The sequence below is a fragment of the Nocardia sp. NBC_00565 genome (assembly GCF_036345915.1).
Taxonomy (GTDB): domain Bacteria; phylum Actinomycetota; class Actinomycetes; order Mycobacteriales; family Mycobacteriaceae; genus Nocardia.
The window spans coordinates 4,998,179-5,015,424 of the sequence record NZ_CP107785.1; the positions used below are offsets into that span (position 1 = coordinate 4,998,179).

At 62.8% G+C, this 17,246-nt stretch carries 7 protein-coding genes; 2 read left to right on the forward strand and 5 right to left on the reverse strand.

Annotated elements, in window-relative coordinates:
- Positions 1 to 637 precede the first annotated feature (637 nt).
- Positions 638 to 3,886 carry an Eco57I restriction-modification methylase domain-containing protein gene (locus tag OG874_RS23515; RefSeq protein WP_330249307.1) on the reverse strand — a complete coding sequence of 1,083 codons (3,249 nt, stop codon included), beginning with the start codon at positions 3,884 to 3,886 and terminating at the stop codon, positions 638 to 640.
- 462 nt (positions 3,887 to 4,348) lie between these two features.
- Between OG874_RS23515 and OG874_RS23520 the strand changes: the two genes are divergently transcribed.
- Positions 4,349 to 4,654: a hypothetical protein gene (locus tag OG874_RS23520; protein WP_330249308.1), complete on the forward strand. Its 306-nt coding sequence runs from the start codon at positions 4,349 to 4,351 to the stop codon at positions 4,652 to 4,654.
- Between the two features lie 59 nt (positions 4,655 to 4,713).
- Here the strand turns inward: OG874_RS23520 and OG874_RS23525 are convergent, their stop codons facing one another.
- From OG874_RS23525 to OG874_RS23540, 4 genes are all read right to left on the reverse strand, one after another.
- The gene (locus OG874_RS23525; protein WP_330249309.1) at positions 4,714 to 7,575 is read right to left on the reverse strand and encodes a helicase-related protein; all 2,862 of its coding nucleotides are present in this window, start codon (positions 7,573 to 7,575) and stop codon (positions 4,714 to 4,716) included.
- Entirely contained in the window at positions 7,572 to 12,722 is a 5,151-nt protein-coding gene (locus OG874_RS23530) for a DEAD/DEAH box helicase (RefSeq protein WP_330249310.1), read from the reverse strand. The genes OG874_RS23525 and OG874_RS23530 overlap by 4 nt, the downstream gene beginning before the upstream one ends.
- A 210-nt stretch (positions 12,723 to 12,932) precedes the next feature.
- Positions 12,933 to 14,174 (reverse strand): hypothetical protein, encoded by a 1,242-nt coding sequence (locus tag OG874_RS23535; RefSeq protein WP_330249311.1) that lies wholly within the window; start codon positions 14,172 to 14,174, stop codon positions 12,933 to 12,935.
- A 14-nt stretch (positions 14,175 to 14,188) separates the two neighbouring features.
- Positions 14,189 to 15,040, reverse strand: coding sequence for an inositol monophosphatase family protein (locus tag OG874_RS23540; protein WP_330249312.1), 852 nt, complete (start codon positions 15,038 to 15,040; stop codon positions 14,189 to 14,191).
- Between the two features lie 235 nt (positions 15,041 to 15,275).
- Here OG874_RS23540 and OG874_RS23545 point away from each other — a divergent pair, with 235 nt between their 5' ends.
- Entirely contained in the window at positions 15,276 to 17,213 is a 1,938-nt protein-coding gene (locus tag OG874_RS23545; RefSeq protein WP_330249313.1) for a UvrD-helicase domain-containing protein, read from the forward strand.
- Positions 17,214 to 17,246: the final 33 nt, after the last annotated feature.

Consider the following 17,246-nt stretch of genomic DNA (forward strand, 5'->3'; position numbering starts at 1 on the left):
CGGGCGGCTTTTGCATACGGGGCTCGCGTCGTGCGTCTGGGCTCAGCTACCGACGACTTCCCAGCGGGCGTTTTCGGCGGCGGGCGACGGCTTGACGTTCCACAGGTGCAGCGTGTAATCGCCGTCTTTCAGCTTCGCCTCGCTCTTGTAGTCGGACTCATATCGGCGATGTACAGCGCGAACGGGCGTGCGCCGAGGTCGGTGGACTTGGGCGCCGCGGCGCCCCCGAAATCTCAAGCGGACCATCGATCTCCAGCGGATCATGGTCTGTGTCGTATTCAGATAGGTACGTCTGCATACGTCAGAAACTGGACGATCTGTTGCCCGCAGGCCGGCCAGATCGTCGATCTACTCGGCGAAGATCTTGCGTGGACATTCCGGTACCGCGCATCAAAATCCCCTGCCCCGCAACCGGATACAAACCGATCGGCCGCTGATGTAGCTTCGCCGCGGCGTATGTGCGGCGCTGGCAGCACAACCAGAATTGAGTTGACGAATGTGTTGGGAACGACTGGCTGAAGCTGCGATTGAATACGAAGACTTGGTCCCCGAGAGGTCAGCAGGGTGCCGACGGCTGCCCCGCGGGCCAAGGCAAGACACCTGGGAAACCTTTCGACGGAAGCCTCGATGCGCTGAACTATGGCAGGTCGTGGCGGTTCCCTCCTCCTGCACGTATGTCGGACAGTGCCGTCCAGCCAGTGCCGCCCTTGGCGATTGCGGCCGCCATGCGGTCGTAGGCGTCGAGGACTAGGCGGCGGGTGCGGTATTCGCCGAAGTCTCGTTCCTCGTATTTGCGTACGACGGTGAAGGAGTCAAGTACGTGCACCGCTTCGGTGCGGGACAGTCCGTACACATGAAGGAAGGCGGCATCGAGGTCAGCCCGAAGCAATTCCCGACGCTCGACATCCCACTGGAATGGCGCGCCGTCGTCACCGAGCTCGATCGCGTATGGCTTCAATCGCCATGAGGTATAGGATAATTCGAGCACATAGGGGCAGACCCATTGGGTGAGGGTGAGGTCGGGCTGCCAGGGAGCAGGCCGGGCGAAGATGGACGGTGTGGGGCAGGCGAGTTGCTTCACAATGAAGTACTTCATCCCGGCACCGCTGAGCTTCTGCCGTGCAATGTAGTCGAACGCCATACTCGACCACACTGCGTGCAACAGCGGACCATTGCCGTGAATCACGGGAAACGCGAGGGGAAACTTATCCCCAACTGCACTTATCGGTAGGACTGATGGCGCGAAGGTACGGTAGTCAGTGGTTCGTGCGATATCACGCCACCCCAAAAGCCAGTCCCGATCCCACTTCTCGGCCAGTTTCGCGGTGACCTTGGTTCGGTCGATCCAGTAGCGGGCGAGCGGTTCGATACTCGGATCGTTGTGCTGAGTTTCCGTCAACCTGGGCAGCGTGCCTTTGTTGATTTGCGCTTGGGTGGAACCGAGGTAGGTGCCGAATCGATGGTCGAAGTGACTAAGCATCTTTGCTTCGTACAGCGGCACGTACTCTTTGCCGTAGCCTTCGTAGGACCAGCCGTTGAATTGAGCATCCGCCAGATCGTTAGGTTGTCGGAATAGCTCCGAATCGGTAGCCATATCAAAGGCACGAGCAAAATTAGAGTTGAGGCCCCAAGGGTCTCCATCTGGATCGTTGTCGCGGATCAGAATGGGGTGCCGCCGGTAGATGCCGAGGGTGATATCGGCGTCGATGCGCGTTCGGAACATCGGCAAAGTGCCGGTGTTCGGGTTTATCGCGAGGACTTCAGCAGGTGTGAGCTCGAACTTGCGCGACGGCACGTCGACGATATGCCGAACAAGGAAGGCGAATCGGGTTGTATCGACCTTGCGCTCTCTGCCGGTCAAGGCGGTGACCGCGAATCTGGGTCGATTGTTCACATCCTTGAAGATCTTCGCTTCGTTTTCGAAATCGTAGAACGCCAGTAGCCGATTAGTACGTAGAGTGTCAGAGAAGAAGGGCGCGGTTGTATTGTCGGTCGCTAGACCTGTGGGGGTAATGATGCCGACCGTGCCAGTCGGCCCGGCGACGGTGCGCAGGGTTTCTGCGAACACGCTGTACGTGTTGACGTCGCCTTGGCCGGTGAGCGGATAGCGGCCACTCTTGAGCAACAGGTGCGCGGTACCGTCGGATTGGCGAATCGCGTCCCGGTACGCCTGATGCAGAGTGGGATCCGACACTGCCAGGTCTACGATCATGGTCTTACGGATAGCGGCGGTCTTGGCGGTTTCGATATCCGTGCGGCCAAGGTTGCCGAAGAACTCTTTGTCTTGGATCTTGACTCGTTCCCATGGAGGGTTGCCGAGGACGCAAGAGAAGCCGCCCGTCCAGCCGGTATCGACGTCGCCGCCGTTGGCGGGGGCGGTGAAGATGCCCGGAAATTCGAGATGCCAATGGAAGAATCGGTATTGGCGGGCGAGCGTGTTGATCTGCGCGATGACGGTCTCCGGTACGGATCCCGGGTCCTCCGCGAGGCGGCGCAGGGTGTCGTGAGTGATGCCCTGCCCGGAGTCCTTGGTTTTGGATTGGACGAAGGCTGCGCACCAGGCGTCCGCGGCGAGCTTGGCGGCAAGCAGATCCGGGTCGATCTCTAGGGCACGCCACGCATCGGCTCGGGCCCGCACCCGGCTCAGATTACCGGCGTGGCCGGCGTCGGCATCGCGGGCTTTCTTGGTGAACGCGGTGGTTTCGACGTTGAGGGTCTCCGGCCCGAAGCTGAGGGTGAGCTGGTCGACGTCGGCGTTGCGCTCGGACTTGTTGCGGGCCTTGAGTTTACTGGTCCACCCTTTGTCGTCGTCGCCGAGCACCGTGAAGGCCGAATCGGGAATGTTGTCGCGCAACAGCTTCGGCGTAGTACCGAGCAGCGCGTTGCCGACGCGGAAGTGGGCGTCGAGAAATGGGAACGGACGCTCGGCGTCGAACGCTTCGAGCCACAGGGCGACCTTGGTGATTTCGATGGCGAGGTCGTTGAGGTCGACACCGTAGACGCAGTGTTCGATGACGTCGGCGGTAGCGGCACGCAGTGCAGCTGGGTTCGGTTCGGTGTCTCCGGTCCGCACTGTCGCCACGGCGGAGGCGATACGACGTGCCGCCGCAACAACGAAATGTCCACTGCCGCATGCGGGATCAATAACCGTCAGGGCCAGCAGGGCGTGTTCGGCGTCGGCCGTGCGCAGTGCCTCGTCGATCAGCGGGTCGAGGGCTTCGTCGAGAACAAGATCGATCAACTCGGACGGGGTGTAGTACGAACCGGATTTCTTTCGATCGTTACCTGCAGCGAGGTCGAGGGTAAAGGTGCGGGCGGCGGGGGTGTAGCGCGGTGTGTATGCCAGCAGTCCCTCGTACATGCCGCCGAGTTCCTCGCTGTCGAGGTTGCGGTAGTCCACGGGGCGGGGTGTGCCGGTGACTGGGTCATCGATCTGTGCGAGGGCCCGGATCGCCGCGAGGAGTGCATGGTTGGGCAACTGAGCACCGTTTAGGATGCTCAAAGCATCTCGGGCGAACAGTGAGGCTCCGAGTCCGCTCAGCCCCAGGGGCGGAAGTCCGTCGCCGGCTAGGGCGTCGGTGACGATCTGGTGCGCTTCCCAAAGGTCGGTGTGCCTGCTACCCGCGTGCGCGATGGACATCCGGCGCAGCCGGGCGGTCGAGAAGTGATCGGCGTAAAGATGACGGGCCTGGGTGTCTACGGTAGCGGTGTGCAGCAAATCGCGGTCTTCGGCGACGAATAACACAATCAGTCGATAGGCGATCCGCAGCAGGGCACGGTGTAGATCGCGGTCGGCGTGCGGTGCAACAGCCAGGGACTCGCGCAGAGCCGCGTTGGCTTGATGTGCGACGAATCCGGTACCGAGGTGTTGCAGCGCCTGCGCCACTCCTTGCTGCAGGGTGAGCAGGGCACGGGCGCCGTTGTCGATCGCTGTGACTCGCCATTTTTCGAGCCAGCAGCTCTCGGCACTCAGCGTGGGAGGTTCGGCTTCGACATCATCGGCGGCCGGGGCAGGTTCCTCGGCATGCGGGGAAAAGCGACTCGCGTGAGTGGTGAGGAACAGCAGCCTGAAGTCCGCGTAGCGCTGGTTGGTGAAGATGTCATCGAGATCGAACTCGACGTAGGACTGTTTCGACAACGTCGAGGCGTCGCGCAGCAGTCGCAGGGTCCTGCCGTTCGACAACAGCGCCCACAGCGCCCGGTCCTCGCGGTTGAGGTAGTCCTGCAGCATCGACTGCGGTGCACGGGCGGTCACGCTCGCGGTCTTGGTGTCGAGGGCGACACCGGCGCCGACAAGGTGGATCGGTGCCCACACTGCCGGATTGGATGCGTCGGGCCAGGAGAGGCGGTGGGAAATCGTGAAGTGCGGCGCGGCGGTTTCGCCGAGGCCGGGCGCGACGTCCAAGCCAGCGGTAAGAACCTCGGGCCGACCCCACCCGAGTTCGTACAGCAGTGGCAGCAGCCATTTTTCGCGAGTCACCTTGGTGGCGGGGTCACCTGCGGGCAGGCGATCGAGGGCGCGTTCCCACTCGCGGTGAGTGGCGAGCATTGCTTCCCAAGCGCGGGCGATGGCCGCGTTGATCGTCATGCCAGGAGGCAGTTGGTAGTCGGTGGCGGTCTGTCTGGGCATTCGGAGTTCAGCGCCGAGGGATAGAGCTTCGCTCGGCAGAACCGTTCCGACGGTGCGGACGGACCGGAACGACGACAGCCCAGTCACGAGCCACTCCTGTCAGGCAGATAGACGTACACACCCAAGACGTCCGGCGGGGGCAGTAGGCGTGCCTTGACAGTGCGGCTGCTGGCCTTGCGCGCAGAACGCACCTTGCGATGGTCGTCGCAGATAGTCCCCGCGACGTGCTCACCGCGATCGAGCAGGTGGTTTGACACAGAATCGAGGCGGTCGAGGGCGCGACCGAGCTGAGTGCGGGCCAGTGCATCGGCGACGTTGCCGGTCGGGGCGAGCCGCAGGAGCGAGTCGACAGCGTCGTCGTCCAGCCACATGACCTCGTCGGCGCTGGCAGTGAAGGCAAGGAACCGGGCTTCTTCGGCCACCTGGGTGATGGTGGTGCGGGAACCGGGCAGCACGATCTCGAGTCGGAATCGCACGACCAACAGAGTGGTCACTTTGTCGACGCCGATCGAGCGCATCACCCCAGCGCGTCGCGTTGGCCGCAGGGCAGGGGCCAGATCGGCGTCGAGTGCGGAATCGAGCACGTACCGCGCCAACGATTCCACCGCCGGGTCGGTGCGGGTCAGGACATTGTGGGTTGGCGGTACCGGGAATGAGCGGTGAAAGTGCAACCGGTGTTCTTTGACCGGAGGCAGCTGGTCGCGTACAGCGGGCGGCACGGTGTCGATGCGGGCGGTGAATCCGTCGTCGGTATCGCTTAGCTGCGCGGACAGCAAGGTCAGGGCATCGCGAGTGAATGTTTCAGCGTCGGCGGGTCCGCCGAGTGAGCGGCGTACCTCGGTCAAGGTTTCGGCGACCGCGTCGGGTTGCAATCCTGCCTGGCGGAATCGGGAACGGGAGGCTTTCTCCCGTTCTGCGGCGTCGATCCATTGCACGTCGACGGCTTCGGCCAGCGACGCGGAAGTGGCAGTCCCGAAGTCGAGCGCGAGTTGCTCGGTCTCGGTGCCGCGCAGCAGAAGTGATTCCCAGATCGCCTTCATGACAGTGGTCGAGTCGACTGGGACCGGGACCGAGACTCCGGTACTGCGGCGTATGTTCTCGTGTCGCCGGATCAGCACTTGCAGGACAACCCCGTCGATGCCGTTGTCTTCGCCGTAGTAGGTGACGGCGCGGACGGTGTCGGCGCGTTGACCGAATCGGTCGACACGACCTTCGCGCTGCTCATGGCGGGTCGGGTTCCAGGCGAGGTCATAGTGCACCACCGCAGTGAACCCATCCTGCAGGTTGATGCCCTCGGACATGCAGTCCGTGGCGACGAGCAGCCTCGGACCATCGTGCTGTGCCAACCCCCCGACCCGGTCCTCCCGTTCTTCTGGAGGCAGGATGCCGGTGACCGCTTCGACGCGCAGGCCGGGGCGCTTCTTGACCAGGGCCGTGTGCAAGTGCTCAGCGAGGTATTCGGCGGTGGGAATGTAGCGGCAGAACACGATTGGGTGATATCCCGCCCCCAGCAGATCGCCGAGCAGCGGGATGAGCCGCCCGAGTTTGGCGTCGGCTTTGGGTCCCTTCAGCGCTGCTGCGGTAGCGGCGAGCGCACGCAAGCGCCGACGGGTGGCGCTGTCGGGAGTCTCTGGATCGGTGGTATCGGCACCGAGTGTGGTGTCCTCGCCCTCGAGTGCTTCGTCGAGATCACCATCGAGCACCCGCGGAGCGGCGAGGGCATCAGCGTCGGCGACTGACTCAAGGGAGGTGAGCGTGGAACGGTTGAGTAGGGTCTGCTCCGCCGCAGCGGGGCTGGACGCGAGGCACCGCAGCAGGGCAATCGCCGACCACCACCGCACGCGTTGGTGCACAGTATTCAGCTTCGGATCGGCAACCTGCTCACGCACGAACGTCATCACATCGTCGAACAGGGCGCGGTATTCCCGGGTGAGTTTGTAGCTGGTCTCGGTGGATTCCCGTTTCGGAAACGGGGTGTCCTCGTGCAGATACGCGCGGATATCGGCGCGCTGGCGTTGAATCATGAACTTCGCGAGCAGTTTACGATCGTCTTCCCGGTCCCGCCCGGACAGGTCGGCCGGTAGCTCCGCGAGTTGAGTATCAAGGAGACCGATCAGAGACTGCCACGCGCTGTCGTCGCCGCTGTGCGGTGTTGCGGTCAACAGCAGCAGATGCCGGTTCGGGTCGTCGGCGATCTTGCGTAACAGCGTGTAGCGCAGGTGCGCCTGGGTGTTACCGACGGTGCTGGCCGCTACAGAGGTGTGGGCTTCGTCGACGATCACCAGTTCAGGGCAGTTGAGCGCGAATTCGTCACGGCGGCTGCGCTGTTTGATGAAGTCGGTGGAGATCACCAGATACGGGTAGTGCTCATAGACGTTGGAGCCCCATGGGACTTTCAGCCGGTTCACCGTGGACGGCAAAAGCAGTTGTGCGTCGATGCCGAACTTTCGGCGCAGCTCGGCCTGCCATTGCGGTGCCAGCTGTGGCGAACAGAGCACTGCCAGTCGCTGGGCGTCACCGACGGCGAGTAGCTCAGCGGCGATCAAGCCGGCCTCGACGGTCTTGCCCACACCGACACCGTCCGCGATCAGCAGCCGTGTGGTGTCCTGTGCGGTGGCCATCATCAGCGGAACCAGCTGGTAGTTCCGCGGAGTGACGGCCAGGTTCGCAAATGATCGAAAAGGACCACCGGTAGCGCGGAACGACAGACGCAGAGCATCGCGGAGCAGTCGGGCGCGGGCGGCATCACCGCGGTCGTCAACGTCCGGCGGGGTGAACACCGCCGACGTGGGAGCGTCGAATTCGGGGAGCAATACGGTGGTTTCGTCCTCGCGGCCCCCCAGAGGGCGAGCCAGCACCAGACCATCGGGAGCACCGGGCAACACGAGCCAGTCCCGTCCACGGGCGCGCACCAGAGTTCCAGCCGGAAATTCGACAGTGGTCATGCTCCGACTCGCCCCTGGCCGAACACGTCGGGGTTGTCCTCGATGATCTGCAGCCAGCCGGCATCAGCGTCGGCATGGTGGAAACGCAGCACCATCCACCCGGCTTCGTCGATGAGTTTCATCTGGGCCTGTTCGTCCTTCTCGGATTGGTGTGCGGAATCGTGGATGGCGCCGTCGATGAAGACCGCGACGTCCGCGCCGGGTGTGTGGAAGGCGAAGTCGGGGCGGACGTAGTAGCCGTCGACGAGTTGTTGCGCTGTATCGGGGAGCCGGTAGCCGTGCTCGTCGAGCAGTTCCAGGAAGTGCTGTTCGAGGCTGTTGCTCTGTCCCGTGAGACGGCGCAACTGGTCCGATCGATCTTCTCCGTTAGCCCCGACCTCCACTGTCGCCCGCATCAAGTCCCGTAGCAGGTCGGTGACGCAGTGCCGGTCGAGGTGCTGATGGTCCCACTGATTGCTGTAGGACAACAGACAGTCGTAGCAAGCTTGCGCGCAGTCCTCCGCAGCGTGCTCGGCGCGGTGGCGGTCGGCGCCGGTATCCGGGTCGAAGTGCAGGATATCGAGGGCCTTGCGAGCCACTGCGCGGATCTGCTGGTCCTCGGTCGCGAGCCGACGCAACACACCAGCTCCTCCTTCGGCGGCCTCGAAGAACAAGAGCCGAGACCACGCGTGGTCGCCGGAGCCGCCGGGCATCGGCTCGACAGCCAGCTCGCTGCTTTCGAGCTGGAACACCGCTTCGACGGCGCGTTTGAGCGCGTACATCGCGGCCATCCGCACTTCCTGCGGAATGGCCGGGTCGAGATGCAGCAGTAGTGCGTTGCGATGGTCCTCGACGTACGGTACGACTCTTCGGACCCGTGGCACCGGATCACCGTGGGTGTTCTTGTCCAAGTCCGCTTCCCGCGCCCATCGGCCTTCCGATGTGTCAAGCAGATGACCTTTGACGTGCTTGTCTTTGCGGCGGCGCAACCCGACATTCATCCGGCGGATCAGCGCTGTGTCGCCGTAGGTCATGGTGCCTGTCGTCGCGCCGTCGACGATCAGTTTGCTGGTCAACTGCCCGGCGCGCTCTCCGTGCGGGACGAACCGCAGAGTAGTAACGATCTCGTGGCCGGCGCGCTGACGCTCGTCCTCATCGGCGCTGATGCGGTCACGGCGTCGGGTCTTAACCGAAATCAGGCGCATCATCCGGTCCAGCGTCTCGAGTGAACCCGCGCCGCAGTGGTCGCAGAACTCGACGCTGGTCGGGCCGTTCGCCTCGTGCAGGTAGCCGCAAGAGTTGCACCGCTTGATCTCGGTGATGCTGACACCGCTGCCATCTTCACGGGAGGGCAGGCTCACCCGGTTGACCTCGTAGCGGGCACCCTCGTGGTAAATGAAGGCGCCAGGTCCGAACTCGCTGATCGCCAGGAATCGCGGCCGCTGAACGTAGTCACCTTGACCGTTCCTGGTGCGTCGCTCCGCGGGGATGAACGCGGCCAAGGGAAGCCGTGGGAACGAGTAGCCAGGCAGGAACCCCTCGGACGCGAAGTACCGATAGGGATAGAAGTCCCCCTGGTTGATGTCGTCGACCTGCCCGCGGAGCAGGTCCAGTGCCGCGCGCGCCTCCGAGATCCGGCCACGGGCTTGGCGTTTGGATGGTTCGGAGGCGCCGATGTTTTTGAGGATGTCATTGGCAGCGTCGAGTTCAACCAGCGCCTCGTGATAGAGGCTGCGCCATCGCTCAGCTGCCTGGTCGAACCGGCGGGCAGCGGTGTCAACGGTGTCGACAACCCATGTGTCGGTCCACCACGGTGCCGAGGTGACCTCCTCGGTTGCTTCGAGAACCCTGGCGATAGCCTGTACGGCCCGCGCCTGGCTGGTCGGAGATTCGATGGTCGCGAGAACTTCCGCTCGCAGCGGCTGGCCCGGTTCGTCGATCTCGAGTAGGTCGACCATGCTGGCCTTTAGGTCGAGGTCGCACACGACGAGCCAGATCGAGTGGGCATGGGCACGAACCAGATCCTGGTTACCGAGCTCAAGGCGCGGCGGGGCGACGGCTCCGGCGACCATGTCCTGGCCTCGGCCGAAATAGTAGGCGTCGTGAGCATTTCCGGTGGCACAGTAGGTAAGCACGACGGCAGGTTGACCGGACCGGCCGGCGCGCCCGGAACGCTGGGCATAGTTCGCTGGGGTCGGGGGGACGTTCCGCATGCCGACGACATTGAGGCTCTTGATGTCTACGCCCAGTTCCATCGTTGGCGAGCAGTACAAGACCGGCAGCTTCGCTGCGCCGAACAACGCTTCCCGCTCCTGCCTCTTACTGGATTCAACTTGAGCGGTGTGTTCGCGGGCCTCCAGCCCGACCAGCCGCGCGGCGGTTTCGGCGTAGAAGCCGCGGAAGAATGGGTTGACTCTTCCCTCGGTCTGGTTGCCGCGGATGGGATCCGGAGCCCGGAATTCGCCTGTGTCAGCACGCCATTCAATCAGACTCGCCTGGACCCGATAACCGACGCGCCGGTTGCGCTCCTCGATCTTGGTGAGAATCCCTTCATCGGCCATCACCTTTAGCAGCGATTCGATCAGGACGTCCACGTCGGCAGGTTTGAGTGCATGATCGTGCAACGGGAACCGCTCGGGTCGACGCAGCCAGCGCCCATACCCACCGAGACCTGAGAGATACAGATCAGCACCGGACCCGGATTCGAATTTCGGTCGGGCACCGGGATACGCGATACCCGAGTACACGCCGGTCTCGTCGGACAGCGCCCACGGCGCCCGCAGCCAGTCCTGGCTCGCTCGCTTGATGCTGTCGTACTTCTCCTCAGTGAGGAACTCCGATTCGATGCACAGTTTGCGTCGAAGTTCGTCGAGCAGGACGCGCATCACCTGCTGACGCGTCTGCGGTTCCGCGCTGGCGAGCGGTTGGCCGCAGGCGGCCCATGCGGCATCGTCCTCGGCAAGTTCGTCCAGCCCGAAATAGGTCAATCGCAGTTGCCCCGTCTGCTCGAGATTGGGCATGGTGATGCGCCACCCACGTTTGAGATCGGCCCACAGGCGGTACGTGACCGCATCACGCAGCGCCCGGGTGATCTTGGTGCGCGGAATCCGCTCGTGCGCGGTGGATGCGTCCTTCGCGAAGTCCGCGAGGTCACCACCGAGGGCAGCGACCACCTGGGGGCCGAGATTCTCGTCCCCCAGCGGTTCGTCGGGATTGACTTTCTGCTGGGCGAGGACAGCGCGATAGAGAGCCGAACGCACCAGTCCGACAAGGACGAAATCGTTGAAATGTCCCGCCTGCAGGCTGGCATCTTGACGGTTATCGGAAAAGACCAGGAACTTACGTGCCTCGGGATCGAGATCGGTCCCAGCGCGCAGCGTGCGCACCACGGCCTGCGACAACACGGTTACCGCACTGGCGCGTCCCTCAGTGCCCAAGCTTGCAACACGCGAAAACTCCGACTGCTGGGAGCTTTCATAGCTGGTCCTGCACGAGGGACAGAAATGCAATGTTTCGAAGAATGCGACCGGTAGACCGTCGTCGGTAATCGTGCCGAACGAATCAACCCGGTACGTCTCGGGAAGACGGGTGCGCCTGCCTTTGTCGAGTACCCGGAGACCACCGGTTTCGATCACCCAGTCTTCGGGAACCAGATCAACGATGGCCGGGTCTGTTGGGGTGGGCCACGGATCGTCGGTAATGAACAACAGCCCGGTGGCTTCGGCTTGCTCCCCACGACCACCATTGAGGATCCGTGGGCTGAAGTTCTCACCGCTCCTGTCGAGATTGACGACGAGAAAGTCCTGGCCGCATTCACGGCAGAACGCCAATGGAAACAGTGGCTGCCCCTTGGCTCCGATCGGGGAGCTGCGCTGATACTGGGTGGTCAGATAGCGGCGGTCAGGTTGGTCGAGGGTCGCATATGCTGTGTCGCCTTTGCCGATGAACTGATGCAGCTTGAATGCGAACAGCGGACGATCCTGGGTGTCCCGCACTCGGGACCCCGCCAATAGCAGTTCGCGCAGCTGCTCCTCGCAAACATGCCGGTCGACATCAGTCTGTTTGGCCAAGGACTCGGCCGCGGTGCGCAAGCGAGTGGGAATCTGCCGGGCGAGCTGGCCCTCGTCGTCCTCACGAAGCCCGAACTCTTGCTCGGTCCAGACTGCCAGCGGGTCGCAGCGCAACTCCTCCCACGTCGATGGTGTGGGTAACTGCAACCGATCCGCCAATGCCGCTGGGTCGGCTACGCCCGAGGTCGCGCGGCGGAGGGTTTCACCGATAACGTTCGCAGGGGGAATATCGGCGCCGAATATCCGCGTGGCCAAGTCCGCTACCTGCTGGCGTTGCTCGGCCTTGGTACCCGGACCGGCGAGAGTGGCGCTTGTACCGATGCATTGCAACTCTCGCACCCCGACCGCGCCGCGCAGGCGACGAATCAGCATCGCCACGTCGGCACCCTGTCGGCCGCGGTAGGTGTGCAGTTCGTCGAGTACAAGGAACGCCAGCTCCGCCGCACTGGTGATCAACCCAGAGCGTTCCTTGGGCCGAGTGAGCATCAACTCGAGCATCACGTAGTTCGTCAGCAGGATGTCCGGGGGATCCTGCAGAATCGTCTCGCGCTCTTTGCGGGACTCCTGGCCGGTGTAGCGACCGAAGGTGACTTTCGGCTTATCGCTGCCGAGAAACTTCTGCAGCTCTCCGCGCTGACTGTTGGCCAGTGCATTCATCGGATACACCACTATTGCACGGACGCCGCGACCAGAACCTTCCCTCAGAACCCGGTCCACGATCGGCACGATGTAGGACATCGACTTGCCGGAGCCGGTGCCTGTGGTCAGCACGTATGACTCGCCGCGTTGGGCAATCTCGAACGCATCGCTCTGATGACGATGAAACGAAATCTCCCGGCCGAACCGGTCGTCCTCGGTACGGACCCTGAAAATCTCGCGCGTTGCCGGATGCAGTAGTTCGCGGTCGACGAGGTCGGTTACGGTGCCGCCCGGCTCGAACGCCGGATTCAAAGCCAACCAAGGCTCCGGCCACAACAGACCGTTGGCAATCTCGGATTCGACCTTCTGCTTGACTTCGGGGTCCTTGATATTCAGGAAGCCGGAGACGAAAGCCTGATAGTCGTCAACGATCCTGTCGAGCACACCGAATGCGTCCACACCACACCTTCCAAACCGGATCCCCGACCTTCCGGTCACAGTCGATCCAGCAGAGCCGCACCCCCGAAGGGTTTCCGATGATCGTAAGTACAGGGACTGACAGACTTCAGCCGAACAGATCAGTCTATATGGGGCACTCCCCCAATCGGAGTACCTAATCTGAGGGCTCAGAAGGGCCCGTTGCCACCCACTACACAGTGGGTGTCCACCTCACATGCCGCGAACGAACTCCCGGTAGAGGAATTTCTGATGCAGACTCTCCAGTGTTCCGGAGTAGCGCCGCAAGGGAACCAACGCGAGACGAAGCGACCGAGTGATGGGTATCCCGGTTCCCAGCTCCGCCACCGAAGCCACCGCATCGATCAACCCGGCCTCCATCTCGTTCCTCTCCGCCGACTCGAGACCCAGCCGCCTAAGGAGCTGGTCCCGAACTCCTTCCACGTCGAGTTCCAGGCGGCGAGCCTCCTCTTCGGTGTCACAGCGGGACAGCGCGCGCCGGAAATCCACTGCCCGCGAGCGGTATTCGTCAATACGTCCACAGATCATCTCCAGCCAGCGTTCGTCGCTGAGCCGCCCCCGGTCTCTCAACGACCACAGCCTTCCGCCCAGCAGCGGCAGTTGGTATTCGAGCAACTGCAAGCGCCGCCCCTGCCGGGACCCGGCGATCTTGCGGATCTCGCTCGGTATCCCGCGCACCGCCGAGATCACTTCCTCGATCGTGGTCACAGGGACGCCGTCATCGAAGAGGTCAAACATCACCGAGAAGTCGCGACGAAGCGGATGTGGTGTGTACGCAACACCATTCACCTTTGCCCGCGCGGAATAGCGCAGCGAGCGCACCAGCGTGGCGATGAGCCACAGCTGCTGCTCGCTGTCATCGATCAGACTGCGGAACTGACCCTCCATGGCGAACGAGGATGCGCGTGCCCACTGGCCGAAGGGGTCGCGCTCGACGCCATCGGCACCGCCGCCCATGCCGATGCGAGCACCATGGTGGCTCTCGTTCTTGACGTTCTCCGATTGATAGTCGGCCCAAGCCGCGATCTTCGCCAACATCCGCTGCCCTCCACCATGCCCTTGCACTTCGTGGTCGGCGCGACGAGTCTTGTCGATGAACCTCAGCATGGTCTCGACACCTGTCGTCTTGAGGGTCTCCACGGCGGTGCGCTCGGTCGCCACGAGGGCAGGCTCGTCACTCGGCCGGATCGACATCGGCACCGCAATCCGCAGATCGAAGAGATGCCGGAGGATCCGGGGGAAGTCGCCGTAGTCAGCAGCAACCGGATCCAGCTTTGTCGGGTGAGGAACAAGCACCTCATCGAAGTAGATCAGCGACTGGACCAGCTCCGCATAGCTTTGCTGCGCAAAAGGATCGCGCGGTCGGGCCGGCGATCGGTGATTCTGGGAGAGAATGAATTCTTCTGCGCTGATGAACGTCGTGACATCCACCATGACACGATTCGACATCAACCGCTCCGGTACTCCGCCAGCAGCTCGACGAACCACCGCACGCAGTCCGGATCGCCAGCAATCGTCTCTGCGAAGGTCGGCTCGCGCTGGCTCAGAAACTGCTCACCGAGCGGCAGCGGGCTGATCCCACGGCCATCGGTTGCCGCGCGCCCCATGGCGATAGCCAAACCGATACCCGCTGCTCCGTCCCATACCTTCTGGTCGGGCCGGTAGAACAGGTCGTATTGATGCTCCGCGGCTTGTGTCCACGCGGAAAGGTCGATGCAGGCCCTGACCATGTCGAGGGTTTGGGATGTGGTGCGGATCTTCATGACACAGCCGATCTCGGCGAGATCAGTCTCGAACTTCCGCGCGGCCGAATCCTTACTTCGGGTGACCGACGCTCGCCTCGGTCTCCCCGATTGCGCCAGTTGCTTGGCCGGTTGTCCGTTCGCAGTTACTTCCCCGGACCAATGGATCGAGATCGGTGTGCGGTCGGCGCCCAACTCGGGTGCGAGGACGTATGCCGCCACCGGGACTCCGGCGTCGAGAAGGCATACGACACTACAGAACTCGCGTCCATCGGCTGAAACGAACTGGCTCGTGCCGTCTATCGGATCGACGATCCACGTCGGCTCACCCGAGCTGGGTAACTCCGCCTCGTCTTCTTCCGCGACGAATCGGGAACCCGGGAAGTATCGACTGATGGTTTCGATGATGATCGTCTGTGTGGCGAGGTCTGCCTCCGACAACAGCGTGTTGTCGGCTTTCCGGTCGACCTGCAGGGACGCCAGGTTGCGTCGGTATCGGCGGAGCAACGGCAGCAGCTGCTCATCCAGTGCCTCCCACAACGATCCGACGTCGCTCACGCGGCCCTCCCGCACACTGTTGTTGTTCTGAGCGTAGCGGTTCGGCGGCCGTATCTTGCGTGTTCGACTGTCCACCGACACAAACGGCACATTCGGGTCGCGGATCGACAACATTCCAGCACTCAGTTCGCCGGTGTAGGTAACTGTTCCGTCCGGAAGTGACCAACTCACCGCGCTCCCCTGCCGTCGTCCCTACCGTCGAAAGTTCGGCATGTGTTCGATCGAAGGGGGATCGATGCTCGGCGATGCTTCTCGACACTGGCAAACCAGGGTGGCGGATGCGCTGGCCCGAATACCCTGTCTCACTTCGGATCACAAGAATTTCTTCGGTGCTGCTCCGCTAGAGCCAGGTAGACACCTCCTCGTACATCGAGGTCTGCCCAACACGCCGAGAGATCAGCCGGATGCGCTTCTCGTCTGTCGCACTGGTATTTTCGCGCTCGTCTTCGCAAGCACCGTGCCGCCCGAATTGAATCGGATCCGGCACCGTGCCGAGACTCTGTTCGGCAACCTCTTGTTCGGTCGCAGCCAGTATGCGGCGCACGACGTGCAGATCGTGTTGATGACTCCAGACCGAAGCAGCATTCGCACGGACGGCCGCTTCGCCGTCGCCAAGGTAGCGCAGCTCGATCACACCATCCAGGGACGGCGCCGCGAATTCCGGCGCGAACAGATCGAGCGGATCGTCCGCACCGTGGCCGGCAAGGCCGGCGAGTATCAGCTACTCGAGGTCGATGCCGGGTCGTACTCGAACGACGACACCGAAGAAGCCCTATTCGAACGATCAAACGTGAACGCTCTGCAGCGGGATGCAGCTTTGCAGAGGCCATTTCACGAATGGATGGTCTTCCTCGATCCCGATCAGCTCGACCTGGTGTCGCGAAACTATTCAGGGCCTGCCAGGTTCGCTGGTCCGGCGGGCACCGGCAAGACCGTGATCGCGCTGCATCGTATGGCCCGACACGCAAAGCGCTCGACCGGTCGACTGCTGTACACGACTTTCGTTGCCACCTTGGCCGCCTGCCAGGAAACACACTTCCATCAATTGGCACCCGGCACTGCCGACCGGGTCAAATTTGCCAGTTTGCACTCATGGGCGATGCGCTTCCTGGAGGAGCGCGCACTTCGGCCCGACTTGGATCCAATGAGCGCCGACCGGGTCTTTCGCGATGTATGGGACAGTGCCAGAGGCTCTTTCGAGGCCATCGAACCGCACGACTCTTATTGGCGGGAGGAGATCGACCGCGTCATCAAAGGCCGTGGTATCGACGATCTCGACGTATATCAGCGAATCGACCGCACTGGACGCAACGGCGTCCTCCTCGACGCCGACCAGCGCCGAGCCGTCTGGGAAAAGCTTTACACGCCTTATGTTCTCGATATGCGAGAACTCCGGAAATCCGACTACAGCGATGTCATCAGCATCGCTTTGGCTGAAATCCGGAACGAACCGGCGGATCCGTACGACATGGTCGTCGTCGACGAGGTGCAGGATATGACTCTCGCCGGCCTTCAGCTGGCGCATGCCATCGCTGGAGGCGGCGGCTCGAGTTCGCTGCTATTACTCGGTGACGGTCAGCAGCAGGTTTACGCCGGTGGCTGGCGACTGGCCGACGCGGGTATCAGCCTTCGCGGCCGCGGCGCGGTGATGCGAGTTAATTACCGTAATCGGCAACGTATTTGGGCGCACGCCGCACAGATCGATGCGGTGAACTCGCTCGGCGGCTTCGACAACGAGCCCGTGGTCCTGCTCCGTGACGCCGAAGTCACGCTCCCTGACGGGGAAGTCGTCAGGTGGCATGGGCCGAACCATTATCTCGAAGCCGGACTTGTCGACGCCATCCGTACCTGCGGCAAACGGTTGTCGGACATTGCTGTACTGACAAGGACGCGCAAGATGGCCGAACGACTGGCCGGGGCGCTGGAAGCCGTCGGCATTCCCATCTGCCTTCTGGAGAGCTACGACGGGACATCCTGCGATGCAGTGAAAGTCGGGACGGTCCATCGGGCGAAGGGCCTCGATTTCGCGGCTGTATTGCACCCCACGGAAGCTAGTCCGACGGAACCGCTCACCGGCCATGATCGCGATCGCGCCGAACTTGCCGCGCGCCAGCAATTGGTCGCAATTACCCGCGCCAGGGACTACGTCTGGATCGGTATCAGGGAACATTGACGAGGATAGCCACCCAGGATCTACCAACCGCAC

What these genes read in the sequence shown, in the direction of transcription:
- OG874_RS23535 (WP_330249311.1), bottom strand. Translation starts at nt 14,174, where the DNA reads ATGGTGGATGTCACGACGTTCATCAGCGCAGAAGAATTCATTCTCTCC.
- OG874_RS23525 (WP_330249309.1), bottom strand. Translation starts at nt 7,575, where the DNA reads ATGACCACTGTCGAATTTCCGGCTGGAACTCTGGTGCGCGCCCGTGGA.
- OG874_RS23545 (WP_330249313.1), top strand. Translation starts at nt 15,276, where the DNA reads ATGCTCGGCGATGCTTCTCGACACTGGCAAACCAGGGTGGCGGATGCG.